The sequence below is a fragment of the Pelagivirga sediminicola genome, from assembly GCF_003072125.1.
Taxonomy (GTDB): Bacteria; Pseudomonadota; Alphaproteobacteria; order Rhodobacterales; family Rhodobacteraceae; genus Roseovarius; species Roseovarius sediminicola.
Map to the genome: position 1 here is coordinate 1 of NZ_QCYH01000026.1, position 12622 is coordinate 12622.

The 12622-nt window shown below is 63.0% G+C and carries 13 protein-coding genes; all 13 read right to left on the reverse strand.

Features of this window, described 5'->3' with window-relative positions:
- Positions 1-131 precede the first annotated feature (131 nt).
- Positions 132-545, reverse strand: a complete 414-nt coding sequence (locus DC366_RS18495; protein ID WP_243405223.1) for a DUF6915 family protein — start codon at positions 543-545, stop codon at positions 132-134.
- A gap of 1 nt (position 546) precedes the next feature.
- Positions 547-933, reverse strand: coding sequence for a DUF6878 family protein (locus tag DC366_RS18500; RefSeq protein ID WP_108693643.1), 387 nt, complete (start codon positions 931-933; stop codon positions 547-549).
- 121 nt (positions 934-1054) lie between these two features.
- Positions 1055-5317, reverse strand: a complete 4263-nt coding sequence (locus DC366_RS18505; protein WP_108693644.1) for a strawberry notch family protein — start codon at positions 5315-5317, stop codon at positions 1055-1057.
- Between the two features lie 102 nt (positions 5318-5419).
- Positions 5420-5572 (reverse strand): antitoxin PaaA2 family protein, encoded by a 153-nt coding sequence (locus DC366_RS18510; protein ID WP_085638654.1) that lies wholly within the window; start codon positions 5570-5572, stop codon positions 5420-5422.
- 147 nt (positions 5573-5719) lie between these two features.
- Positions 5720-6238, reverse strand: a complete 519-nt coding sequence (locus DC366_RS18515) for a type II toxin-antitoxin system YhaV family toxin (protein ID WP_108693645.1) — start codon at positions 6236-6238, stop codon at positions 5720-5722.
- Positions 6235-6561, reverse strand: a complete 327-nt coding sequence (locus DC366_RS18520; RefSeq protein WP_108693653.1) for a type II toxin-antitoxin system PrlF family antitoxin — start codon at positions 6559-6561, stop codon at positions 6235-6237. The genes DC366_RS18515 and DC366_RS18520 overlap by 4 nt, the downstream gene beginning before the upstream one ends.
- Positions 6562-6686: 125 nt before the next feature.
- Positions 6687-7340 carry a DUF6927 domain-containing protein gene (locus tag DC366_RS18525; protein WP_108693646.1) on the reverse strand — a complete coding sequence of 218 codons (654 nt, stop codon included), beginning with the start codon at positions 7338-7340 and terminating at the stop codon, positions 6687-6689.
- A gap of 103 nt (positions 7341-7443) precedes the next feature.
- Positions 7444-8037 carry a regulator gene (locus tag DC366_RS18530; protein ID WP_108693647.1) on the reverse strand — a complete coding sequence of 198 codons (594 nt, stop codon included), beginning with the start codon at positions 8035-8037 and terminating at the stop codon, positions 7444-7446.
- Between the two features lie 74 nt (positions 8038-8111).
- Complete coding sequence (locus DC366_RS18535) at positions 8112-10094, reverse strand: ParB/RepB/Spo0J family partition protein (protein ID WP_108693648.1); 1983 nt, start codon at positions 10092-10094, stop codon at positions 8112-8114.
- A 157-nt stretch (positions 10095-10251) separates the two neighbouring features.
- Positions 10252-10641 (reverse strand): DUF3768 domain-containing protein, encoded by a 390-nt coding sequence (locus DC366_RS18540; protein ID WP_108693649.1) that lies wholly within the window; start codon positions 10639-10641, stop codon positions 10252-10254.
- An 87-nt stretch (positions 10642-10728) separates the two neighbouring features.
- On the reverse strand, positions 10729-10938 hold the full coding sequence (locus tag DC366_RS18545) for a DUF6330 family protein (protein ID WP_108693650.1): 210 nt from the start codon (positions 10936-10938) through the stop codon (positions 10729-10731).
- A gap of 23 nt (positions 10939-10961) precedes the next feature.
- Positions 10962-11900 (reverse strand): ArdC family protein, encoded by a 939-nt coding sequence (locus tag DC366_RS18550; protein ID WP_108693651.1) that lies wholly within the window; start codon positions 11898-11900, stop codon positions 10962-10964.
- Positions 11901-11941: 41 nt separating this feature from the next.
- On the reverse strand, positions 11942-12412 hold the full coding sequence (locus tag DC366_RS18555; RefSeq protein WP_207768777.1) for a hypothetical protein: 471 nt from the start codon (positions 12410-12412) through the stop codon (positions 11942-11944).
- Positions 12413-12622 lie beyond the last annotated feature (210 nt).

The window sequence follows — 12622 nt, forward strand, 5'->3', positions numbered from 1 at the left end:
CTGCTGACGCAGACCTTGTCGCAGGCGCGTCACGCGTCAGGAATACATCAAATCAATGGGCCGGAACCGCCGCATACAGAGCTGTCAGGCACCTTGCGTGGCTTGCGTCGCGTGCGCCGCCATCCAATCCTTCAGACCAAGAACCGTTCTGCCGGCGGCGACTTCAGATGCCCAGGCAACCCTTGGGTCGCCGCAGGGCTCATCGCCAAAATGCCGGTCGATATGGCCATGGCCATCCATGGCTCGGGCTGGATCCGTCGCAGCCAGTCCGCCATGCTCGGAATGCGGCCCTGGCAGTCTTCACGGATATGCTGCTCGCCGATCCAGCGCACGGGGATCTCTCGACCTGCGCTATTGGTCAGGGACAGGCCGAAGACACGTTCGGCCTCATAAAGGCCTTGGGCATGGTGGCGCATGGCTCGGTGCGTGAAGAGCGCGAGGTGCTCTTTCGAGGCATCAAACCAATCGTGCACAGCCTGATAGTCAGACGGCACCCCGCCGAATTTCCGGGCAGAGCTTTCGGCATGATGAAGCGGATGGGCCATCTCAAAGCCCCTCGTCATAGCTGTGCGAGCATTCGACATAGCGGTCCGCGTGATCGAGCGTGATGCTGTCGTTGCGCAAGTCCCAGGTCAGCGTGCCGTAGCCGCCCTCGTTGTTTTCGAACCCCGGGTGATGGTGATAGGCGAGCGACCAGGCGAAGTCGCCAACCTCTGTGGCAAGCGGCTCAGGCAGTTGGACCTCTGCAGGCTGCACCGTCACATCCTCGACATTGCCGGAGTCGCCATAGCCTTCGTATTCGGCAGTGACCCCGCTGATGCCAAGCGCACGTAGTTGCGCGAGCAGCTCCGTGCGGGATGCCTTCAAGGTGGTTTCACGCTCTGCGCGCCACTGAGCCGCCATTGCGGCATAGTCGATCTGGGGGTTGGTCATGGGTCTGTCCTCTCATCTGAAGTTGGGGGGCTGAGCGTGGCATTGGTCTGCCCGCGCCCCGAAAGCGCAGACCGGTGAAATCCAGATCCGCGACGCCCGACCGGAAGCCCGCTTTGACTTTTCAGGCGGCTTGTTCTGACGTCATGGCGGCTTCCTTCCCCACGATCCGGGCCAGAATGCTTCCCGTGTCGATCCCGTCCCCATGCGGCAGGAACACCCGCAGCTGGAAGGCGATGATCTCGGTGAAGCAGCCGAGGGCCTTGAGGCCATCAATCATGCCCCGATCCGCACCAGAGAGCTCGAGACGCATCTCGCCTGCGACCCGGCGACGGGTCAGGGTCAGACCCCGGCCCAGATCGACCGGCGCGGTGGTGCCGAGGGCGGCGGTCAGCATCTCCTGCGGTGTTTGCGGATTGGAGACGAGGAAGCGTGCGCGCAGCGCGGCCGCCCCTTCCTCGCTCAGCGTCCGCCCGATCATGGCGGTCGCCCCATCCGGCGTGACACGGTAGATGCGCTCATTGGTAGTCGGAATATCCTTCCAGATCGGCAACAAGAGCCCGGTCAGCAGGTAGAGCTTGGTTGTGGTGGTTTTTGGCAGGGACGCAGCCTCGGCATCCCAAAGCCCTGCAAACTCGGGCCTTCCGATGTCTTCCCAGGCCGAAGACTCGAACCGCGCCTCCTCCAGATAGCTCGACCCGTTTGGCCTCACCGCCTTGCGCATCAGCATGACAATGTCCTCGTCATACATCTGCATGGGGCGCGCCGAGATGAGCGCCGCCCGACCTGGAGCGCGATTGACCATCGGCAGCTTGTCGGGATTGCGCGACATGGCCTCTTTGGCGTCCAGGACATGGACCGGGTCGGTCACCTCGAGCCCGATGATCCGCGTAACGGCGCCGGATTTCGGGCAGGTCCAGAGATCCTCCGTGGAGACCTGTTCGATCTTTTCGCCGCGCAGGGTTTCGACGCCGAGATCGAGCGTGCCTGCCGCCCGCGCCCGTTCAGTTTGATCGGCAATCCGCCTCATGAACTCCGCAAAGAGCGCGTTCTGCATGTGGATGGGCAGGGCCAGCACCCGGTTCAGAAACCGCTGGATCGGGGGAAGCTCCTCAAGGAGCACCCCGTCCTTGTCGATCAGACGAAGGGCTGTCCAGTCGGTGAAGCTCTCGTAGCTCATCGCTTCGGCGCGCCCGGCGGCAAGATCGGCATAGTAGCCACGCAATGCCGCCCGCGCGATCGGGCTTTCGAGATTGTCCTCCTCGCGGAACATGCCCTGCGAGCCGGTCTCGCGCTGGCCCTTGGTCAAGGCCCCCAGCTGGTCGAGGCGCTTGGCAATCGTCGAGGTGAAGCGTTTTTCGCCATGCACATCCGAGGTGCAGACCCGGAAGAAAGGCGCGCTGACCTGGGCAGAGCGATGCGTGCGGCCGAGCCCCTGGATAGCCGCATCGGCGCGCCAGCCGGGCTCTAGCAGGTAGTGTCGCCGCCGCTTTTGGTTCTTCGCCGTCTTTGCGGCGTGATAGGAGCGCCCCGTCCCGCCCGCATCAGAAAAGATCAGGATATCCTTTTCGCCGTCCATGAAGGCCTGGGTTTCGGATGAATTGCTGCTGGCGGCGCGCTTTTCGATGAAGAGATGACCGTCCTCGGCCTTGAGGGGCCGGATAGACCGGCCCGTGACTTCTGCCACGGCCTCGTCGCCAAAGGTCCAGAGGATCTGATCGAGCGCCGAGGGGATCGGGGCGAGCGTCATCAACTCCATCATGGCCGCATCGCGCAGGGCGAGCGCCTCGCGCGAGACAATGAGCGCCCCGGTCTCATCGCGCAAAGGTTCCGCCACCATGTTGCCGTCAATCTCCACGAGCTTTTGCGCATGAATCGGGAAGGCCTGTTCGAGGTATCCCAGGACGTAGTCGCGCGGCGTTAGCGCGCCCTCGACCAGTTCGTCCTCCGGGTCCATCGTCTCAAGCCGACGTTTCAGCAGGCTTTCGCTTGTAGAGACCACCTGAATGACGCAAGCCTTGCCCGCCGCCAGATCGTCCTTGATGGCGCGGATGATGGTCGGGGCTTTCATGCCCATCAGGAGATGGTTGAAGAAGCGCTGCTTCGTGCTCTCGAAGCGGGACTTGGCCGAGGCGCGAGCAGCCGAGGCATTGGTCTCGCCCGAGGCGTCGTTGACGCCGATCGCTGTCAGCGCGGCCTCGAGATTGTGGTGGATCGTCCGAAACGAAGTCGCGTATGCGTCGTAGATCTCGATCTGGGCAGAGGTGAGCGCGTGCTCGAGCACGTCATACTCCAAGCCATCAAAGCTGAGGGCACGGGCCGTGTAGAGGCCGAGCGTCTTGAGATCACGCGCGACCACCTCCATGGCAGCCACGCCGCCGGCTTCCATCGCTGAAACGAAACCCTCGCGGCTCGGGAAGGGGTATTCGGGGCCTTGTCCCCAGAGACCGAGACGCGCGGCATAGGCCAGGTTGTGCACGCTCGTGGCGCCCGTGGCCGAGATGTAGAAGACGCGAGCGCGGGGTGCTGCCAGTTGCAGCCGCAGGCCAGCAAGGCCCTGCTGGGAGGGTTTGACCCCCCTGCCCTGCTCAGACCCTGCCGCGTTCTGCATGGCATGGGCCTCATCAAAAGCGAGGACGCCTTCGAAGTCTTCACCCATCCAGTCGAGAACCTGGCTCAGTCGTGTGGTACCGCATTTGCCCGCGGACCGCAGCGTGGCGTAGGTGACGAAGAGGATTCCGTCGCCCATCGGGACGGGCTGATCCGGTTTCCATTTGGAAAGTGGCTGAATGTCGGCAGGCGAGCCGCCGAGATCGGTCCAGTCGCGGATCGCGTCCTCGATAAGCGTGGCGGATTTGGAGACCCAGATCGCCTTCCTGCGCCCGGCCAGCCAGTTGACAAGGATGAGCCCCGCGCATTCGCGCCCCTTGCCGCAACCGGTGCCATCCCCGAGAAAGTAGCCGAGGCGATAGGCCCGTGCATCCGGGTCATCATCGGCGCGCGTCAGCTTGGTCTGGTCGTCATCGATGGTGAACCGACCGGGCAGGTCGCGCCCATGGGCATCATGCGCCATGATGATGGTCTCGAGCTGTGCCTCGGAAAGATCTCCCTCCTCGATCAACCGTGCGGGCAGGCGCAAGGCATCACTGCCCGTGTTTGAGGGCATGGGCAGGGCAACCGAGGCCATGGCGATGCTTTCAACGAGCGGCGTGGGATGTTCCTGCGCACCCGCAATCTCGATCCGTTGCGGACGGTAGCGCGCATAGATGTCCGAGATGGGCGTGTTGTTGCGCGGGGTCTGAAGGCTCGTGAAAGTTAGCGGGACAACGGCATTGGCCCGGGCTTTGGAGGCGGTGACAACACCGGCAGCGGTCTTGCGCGGGACAGATGATCGAACGGTCGGCCGAGGATGAGGGATCGCTTCAACCCGTTGGGCCGGGCGCATCTCGGTCCGTGTTGCGGCCACGGCATCGACATATGCCAAGGCTTCATCCAGATCCCGCACAGGGACGCGGATCATTTCGCCGTCCTCCTGCACCTTGTCGAAGACCATCAGCTGGGTTTCGACAGAGGTGCCGAGCTTGCGGTAGACCTGCCCTGGCATCGGCAACGCCAAGCGCGGCGTGAGCAAACCGCAGGCGCGGGACCAATGCGCGGAATCGCGTTCGGGCGTGAATCCCGGCGGCATGATCGCCACAAGCCGCCCGCCGGGTGCGAGACGCTTGGCAGCCGCGACGAGATGTTTGGCGGCGATGTGCTTGTCTCGGGAGCGATCGACCGATGAGGCGAAGGGCGGGTTCATCACCACGACGTCGGGTAGAAGCGGCGACTGCAGCAGATCGTCGATATGCTCGCCGTCATGGCCCGTCACCTCGCCGCCGAAAACCGCGCGCAGGAGGCGCTGGCGAAAGGGGTCGATGTCGTTGAGCAAAAGCGTGGCACCAGCCCGGGCGGCGAAAGCGGCCAGTGCACCGGTGCCAGCCGAGGGCTCCAGAACGGTCTCGCCCTTGCGGATCGCCGTGGCCTGCAAGACCAGCGCCGCAAATGGCAGCGGCGTGGAAAACTGCTGCAGCCGGATCTGCTGCTCGGAGCGGCGGGTTTCCGTCAGGAGCCGCGAGGCAAGCAGCCTTGCAGCGGCGATGTCACCTGAAGCACCTTCCCCACGCAGCAGCACCTGAACAGCCGCGGCCTGCATCAGGTCATATGCCATGCGCCAGTCCCAGGCACCGCCGGCATCGCTGCCATGAAACGTCTCGCGCATGATGCGCGCCAGCGCTGAGCTGCGCAGGGGTTGGTGGTCGATCTCCGTGCCGATCTGCGCGAGGGCAGAGGCGAGGTTAGCGTCGGAGATTGAGAGAGCCGGATTTGCCGGTTTGGGCTTGGTCATGGGGATTTCCTTTGGATCAGGGTCTGAGTTCCAAAGGACAAAAAGCCCGCTTTCACTTTTCCGTGGTGACGGGATCAGACCGCGCTGACCTCCAAGGCTTGGTCAGGACTTGGGTTCGACCTGCCGCTTCGCATCAATCAAGGCCTGCGCGGCCTGCATTACCTGAACCTGTGAAGTTCCACCGCGTGCATCCTCAAGCGCGGTCTGTACCTGCGCGCGAAACCACGCGTCATACGAATTGACATCAGCCGCCACGGAAATGCTCCTCGAGACCGAGGTGCGGCTGTTCCTTACCCGTTGGGTCCATTGCGCTTTCTCCGACTATGCTATGGGTCGATGCTACATCACCCACAGTGGTGCCGTAAACGGCAAGGCCGTAAGGTTCACAGCTAACCGGGCCACTCACCGATCAGGTACCGCGTCCAGGGACGCCTCGAACCGCTTGCCCGCCGCCGCTGCTTCTTTCAAGAGCGCGTCGAAATTTTCAGGTGGATTGCCATCTTCCAACATCCCTTTGAACGTCGCATAAGCATCTGTCTTGCTGCCGTAGGCGCGCAGGGTCTTGTCGTCGTTCACCCATGCCAACACGATGACCTTCGCGTCGCTGTTGAACCGATAGAACAGCCGATACTGCTGGAAGAATTTCGCCCGGAACCAGTGCTTGCGGTGATCGCCGAGTGTGCCGCCTTGCCGGAAGGCGGCGGCACCCGGATCTGCCGGTATGGCCTCGGTGACCAGCTTGAAGATGGCGGCCAGCCGTTTCGTCGGGTTTTTCTTGCGCCAGGTCTTAGGATCACGTGCTTTACGCGCCTCGACCTCCAGGGTCAGCCCTTCGAGCTGGTCAAGAAAGAGCGGATGCGCATAAATCGACCATCCGTTTACGACGAGTGGCGCTTGGGCGGGCACGCTATCGCCGCTCATTCATCCTCGAGCGATAGCGGCGCATCGAGATCGACGTGAACGTCTCCGACCAGTGCTGCAAGACGGTCATGCAAAGCCCCATCGAACGCCCGAATGCGGTCCGGATGCGCCTTGATATCGGCCTCGACAAAATCGAGAAAGGCTCCGAGCACGGGATCTTCCTCTTCGCTGCGCACGGGCTCGATATAGACCCTGCCACTCGGCTCGGTGCAGTAGCGAATCTGGTCGCCCTTCCCCAACTTGAGCTGCTTGCGCACACCCGCCGGCACGGTCGTCTGATACCGATCCGTGAGTTTCGAGACATCTTGTGCGAGCGCTGTCATGGCAGTCTCCTGAAAGAAAGGGGCCTTTGTTGCCCGCAGTAGGTAATGCATTTGCATTGCCTTGTCAAGATAAGCCGCAGAATCTGCTGTCACCGGGCAGGTCGATGAACCGTCCGGCGCAGGACCTAATTTCGCCTCGCGAGATACTCCGCCAGCACCGGGCTGACCGCGCCCTTCGCGGAGCTGAGCAGCTCAGAACCCGCAAGCGTGGCCTTCGAAAGGCGCACGAGCCCACCGGTTTCCTCGATGCGGTAGCAGCGGCGTTTTTGCCGCCCCCGCTTGTAGTGGGTCGCGGTGACGATCTGGCAGGTGCTGCCATCGGTGAGCGTCACAGGGGTGGCAAGCTTGATCTTGTCGCCTTCGGCATAGTCCGGGATCGCAGCCCAGTCCCGGCAACGCTGGCGCCAGTCCTGGGCGTAGCTGTCCGGGTCTTTCAGGTCGGAGAGAAGCTCGATCAGCCCAAGGGGAGCGCGCGACTCGTTCGGGCCAGCGCTTTCCTCCATGTCCTTGTAGCCCCAGCAGCCATCGTCGTACCGGGTGAGGAAGACGGCTCCGAAGGTGATCGAGCCATCCGCATCGGTGACATAGGTCGCATCCTCGACAGGGGTGCCGTCAAGATTGGTGACCCTTGCCGCCGCATACCAGGTTGAGCCGACCTTGCAGGCCTTGACCAGTTCGGTTTTGCGCCTGTCGCCTTCGAAAGTGCAGAGCCGTGTGATCTCCGCTTTCTCATCCGCGTAGGTTTGGACGCGACCGTCGGTGTAAAAGAGCCAACCCATCTCAGAGTCCTTTCTCTCATTGGGGAAAATTGTTGTCGCCAATGTCCCGAGAGGGCCGCAGGCCCGGCAGGGTATTGGCGATGCTTGTTTGAGAAAGGGCGCGTTACGCCGCCCTCCGGTCATCGATCTCCATCAGCGCATCGAGCGGCACGCGGTAGGGCTGCATCGCGTCGAAATCCTCGCAATTGCCGCAGTTCTGCACGATCGCGAAGGTGTCGCAGGCATCCTTGAGAATGACCTGGAAGGTGCCGCCGAGGCCCGAGGGCACTTCGTAGGTTCCGCCGATGAGATAGTCCGAGGCCCGGCGCACAAAGACGCGGATACTGTGACCATCGGTGGCGAGCCGGATCGCCCCCTGCCCCCGGTCGATGAGCACCTGCACATCGTCGAGGATGTCGGTGTAGAACTGGCCGGTCAGATCGCGAAACGCCATGCGGCGCTGCGCCATCCAGTCGGTATCCCGAAACGGGTTCATGCCATCGGCGAAAGCAAAGGACGGATCGGCCTGTTCGGTGGTGACGATGCGGGTGGTCGTGCCATCGATGCCGTTCGAGCGCAGATGCACACCATTGCCGACGATGAGAATCAGGGCGGGCCTGTCCACCGGTCCGTTCCAGTTGGGCAGGAAGGTTTTGCAGGCGCGCGCATGTGCGATTTGCGCCGCAACAGCGGAGGCAGAGAACTTGAGAATAGCCATGGGGATGTCTTTCCGTTGGGTGTGGGAGGGTCGACCCGCACGCGGGGAACGCCTCGCGCGGGTCGCGTGATGACTCAGGCCGCTTGAGCAACCTCGCTGTCAGGCTCGGGGGTTTCCACGGTGGGCTCCGCCTCATCACAGGCGCCACCCGCGGTCTGCATCATCGGCGGGCACCAGGCGGCCACGGCAGCGCGCTGCGCGTCCGTGAGCGTGGCGAAAGGCTCGGCGAAGAGCTTGTCGCAAAAGGCGACGATCTCCTTCTTGCTCGACGAGGCCAGCGTCACCGCCTCCTGGGCCAGGCCCAAATCCTCGCCGAGGATCTTCAGGAGCCAGGCCTTCTTGAAGCGGTTGAAGAGCGCCGCATTCGGCGTCCAATGCGCCCGGATGTCGGGCATGATCTCGATCTCGAAGTCATGCATCAGGCTGTCGCGCTGGCGGTCCCGTGCGAAGCAGGACTGCGTCGTGCTGGCGGTCGCATAGGCGACGAGCTTGGCCTTCTCCCCTGCCTCCAGCGCGCGAAACGCCGCGAACTGATCGGCGGGCGCGCGGGCGTCATCTAGCCACGAGAGATCAAGCGCCTCATGCGCCGCCGCCACCTGCTCGAGCGAGGTCTCGTCGATCTCGTCCATCTTGGCATGGCTGCGGTATTCCTTGCGGGCATCGATCTTGATCGCCTGCGTCACGGCCATGCCGCTGGCCAGAACGTCGCTCACCAGCTTGAAGAGCGTCAGATCGAGCGTGGCTTCCGGATGCAGCGCCATTGCGGCGCCAAGGGCCATGGCCCGCTCGGTCTTGAGGTCCTCAGCCAGTGCGGCTGGATAGGTGATTTCGCCGGCGTCCGGGACCTCCTCCCCACTCGGGCTAGCCGAGGAGCCGCGCGCGCCTTCCTCTTTCACGGTGTCTTCCGGGCGGACGAGGCCAACATGGAGGGTCACCTGCCCGCCCGACCAGGACGCGATCACCCCAGACCGCGCGAGGTCCTCGGCGCTGTAGGCCTCCTGCAGATCGCGCGCTTCCTCTTCCAAGGCGTCCACGCGGTCGTAAAGGGCATTATAGGCACCGTCCTCGAGCCCCTCATTCTCCATCTCGAGCTGCAATTTCTCAAGCTCGGCGGTGATTTCATCCACGCGCTTCTGGGCAGCCTCATCCGGCTCGATCGGGCCGGGATAAACGCGGCCGTAGTCGGCCATGGTCGCGTAATCATAGCGCACCATCGCATCGGCCCAGGCAAAGCCCAGCTTTATGCGAGCCTCTTCGGCGGCGGCACCGAGCTTCTCGAGCAGGATGGTCTCGACCAGCGCCGCATCCTCGAGCACGGAATGCTCTTCCAGCAGATCGGCTGCGACGGCGCCGCCGCGTGCCTCGTAGTCCGCGCGCACGAAAGCCCCGATATCATCGCTGACCTGCACACCGCGGGATTTGAGCGCCTGACGGACGGTATAGGCCTGCAGATAGCCGCCGTCTTTTGTGAGCGCCTCGAAGACCTCGCGCTGCGCCTCCTGGCTCGGGTGCTCGGCGAAGGCTTTCATCGTGTCGAGCGTGATCACCTTGCCCCGGGCCGCGGCGCGGATGTCGGGGTGGATAAGGCCATAGCGCAACCGGCCTTTCACGGCGGCCACCGTGGTGCCGAAGGTCTTTGCGATCGTCTCGGGCGTCTGGCCGTCGACCTCCATCATCCGGGCGAAAGCCTCGAACTCGTCGATGGCATTCATCGGTGCCTGGGTGATGTTCTCGGCAAGCGACAGCGCCGTGGTGACGTCGCACTCCTCGGGCACAAGACGGCAGTCCACCTTGGTCTTCGCGGTGAACCCCTTCGCTGCCTTGTCGGCGACCAGCTCATTCAGCGCGGCATGGCGTCGGCCCCCGGCGAGAACAGCATATTTGCCTTCAAGCTTCTGAACCAGGAGCGGCTGCAAGAGACCCAGCACAGCGATGCTGGCCTTCAGATGGGCGATGTTCTCGGGATCATAGGTTTCCGGAGAGCTGCTGCGCACATTGGCGGGATGCGGGACCAGATCGCCGATGGCGACGGTGAGAGGGGCAAAGCTTGTGGTCATGGGATATCCTTCCAGGTGGGTGAGGTGTGGCCCGCGCCTTCACGCGCGTGACCAATCCCTGGCTTCAGGGATCACCACGACAAAAGGCCCGCTTTGCCTTTTTGAGGGGTCAGTGGGCCTTCATCGCCTGGGGTTTCAGGAGGGGGTGTCCCCTGCCCTACCAGTCGCGCGCCAGCATGATGGTCAGGACGCGCATGGTGTTGGCAGGATTGTCCGGGGTCTCGGCCCCGTAGCGGAAGTCGGAATCGGCTTCGTACAAATCCAGTTTCCAGAACACGGTTTCGCCCCGGATCTCGACCGCCCCGAAATCGCGCCAGCCTTCCGGGTCATTCTCAGGCTCGAATGTATCGAACGCACCGGTGGCCTTCACCGCTTCGGCCATGAAGCCGTCACCGGCCTCCATAAGTGCGCGGGTGACATGCATGCGGCCTTGGATGGGCTGCGCGGGCGGCACCCCAAGGCATGCGAACTTGCGAAACGCGTCGTTCTGCGCCGCGATCACACTCGGATCCGGACGGTCTGGCTGGGGTTGAACGGTCATGGACATGGGGATCTCCTTTGAGAAGTTGAAACACCCTTCACAAAGCCCGCTTTTCCTTTTCCGCTTGGCGGAAGGACCGAAGCAGAAGGTGCCCTACCCGAACAGCCCCTTGGGTCTGTAATTCGGGTTGGGGATGGTTTCGATCCAGCCGCCTTGGTGCTTGATGCTCTCGAGCGCTGCCGAGAGCGGATAAGCGCCCTCGTACGGGCTCCACCAATAGGCACGGCGCTTGAAGGTGATGATCTTGCGGCGGCCGTCGTTGAAGCAGGCCACCCGCAGCGTTTTGGGTTCCTTACGTAACATGGGTGTCTCCGTTCTCCGTGTGGTCAAGCGGCCTCGGCACTGCGCCCTGCCCTGCCCGTCTCCGATCTGGCGATCAGATAGTCGCAGGCACGCTGCGCATCTGCAGCGTGCTTGAAGATCGCACCCTTGTCCGACCGAAGGACCCGTAACCAGTTGTGGAGGTAGGCGGCATTCATCTCGAGCGTATGCGCCGTGAAGCCGAGCGTCTGACCCAGGAACACCGAGGTCAATTCCGCGACGATCTCCTCGCGCGCATAGGACGTGTTGCCAAACTTCGAGAACCCGAAATCACGGTTCAGTCGATGGGGGGCTTTCGTGGCATGGGCCAGCTCATGGGCCCAGACCCCGTAGAAATTGCGCGGGTCCTGAAACCGCGTGATGGACGGCATGTAAACCTTGTCCACGGGCGGCAAATAGTACGCCTCCGTGCCCGTGAAGACGGTTGTGATGTCGATGGCATCGAAAAACGCCTGCATGTGAGGGATGGGCTCAGACGGCGGATGCTCGGGCGCGGACTCCGGGTCGGGGAAGAAGCTGTCGGGCAAGCCCTCGATCTGGCAGGCATTGAACACGCGGTAGGATTTCTGGAAGCGGAAGATGCGGGCTTCCTCGGAGCGATCATCGCCATCGCTGCGGTCGTCCTCGCCGCCCGCGTCTTTCCTGCTTTGACCGTAATAAACGACGACAGAGGACTTTTCGCCCTTGCGGATTTTCGCGTCCAACGCATTGGCCTGCGGCAGCGTCATCCAGAAGGGAGAGCTGTGGCCCGCCATCACGGTCCGCATCGTCAGCAGGAAGTTGTTCACTCCCTGGTAGGGTTCACCGCCCACGCGCAGGGGGCGAGAGCTGCCACCTGCGGTCCAGGGCTTGCGCCACGGCAGGACGCCGCGCTTGATGATACGGATGATTTCGTTTGTGATGACCTCTGAGGCATCGAATTTGGGCGTACGGGATCGGGCCATGGCTGGCCTCCTTTTCGAGTTTTGGTGAGAGGGAGTGGTGACTAGGTTGACCGACAGGGGCGCGGATCGTTGGCGATCCTGGCACCGAGGGCTTCGACCATGTCGATGTAGGTGGTCAGCGACACGGACCTGCCAGGGCCGCAAGGTTCAGGGTCGATCGATCCGTCCCGCGCCACCCGCGGCAGGTTCGCGAAGGCGATGACATCGGTGACGGGTCGGATATCGATGAACGGGGTCCCTCGTGCGACCGCAAGGGTGGCCAAGGGAAAGCGCTCGATCGGCGCGAAGGTCGACACGGTGGTCCAACCGAGATGGATGAATGTCCCACCCTCTCCGCAGATTACATGCGCGTTTGGCAATGACGCCGCCTGCTTCAGATACCCGAGATCACGCAGGACAGTCTCCCGCTCGAGCCGCTGTGCCTGCCCCGTCTGGCCGGTTCGGCGTAGTTCCTTATGTCGCCACCACGAGGCAGCGGTCGCGCGCAACACGCGCAAGACAGCTGTTTGCATGGGAATGTCCTTCATCCGGAACGACAGACCGGAATCCGGCCCGGACCCATCTGATGGACCCCTATGGCCCTCATCCGTCAGTCACAAAACCCGAAGGACACTTTCACTTTCACCCGGCCCGGCTCCTGCCCTCTTAGCTGGCTGCTGAAAAAGTCGGCCCTCGACGCGGTTATGAGAACATGATTCACTTTCAGCATGGCAGCGGCGGCG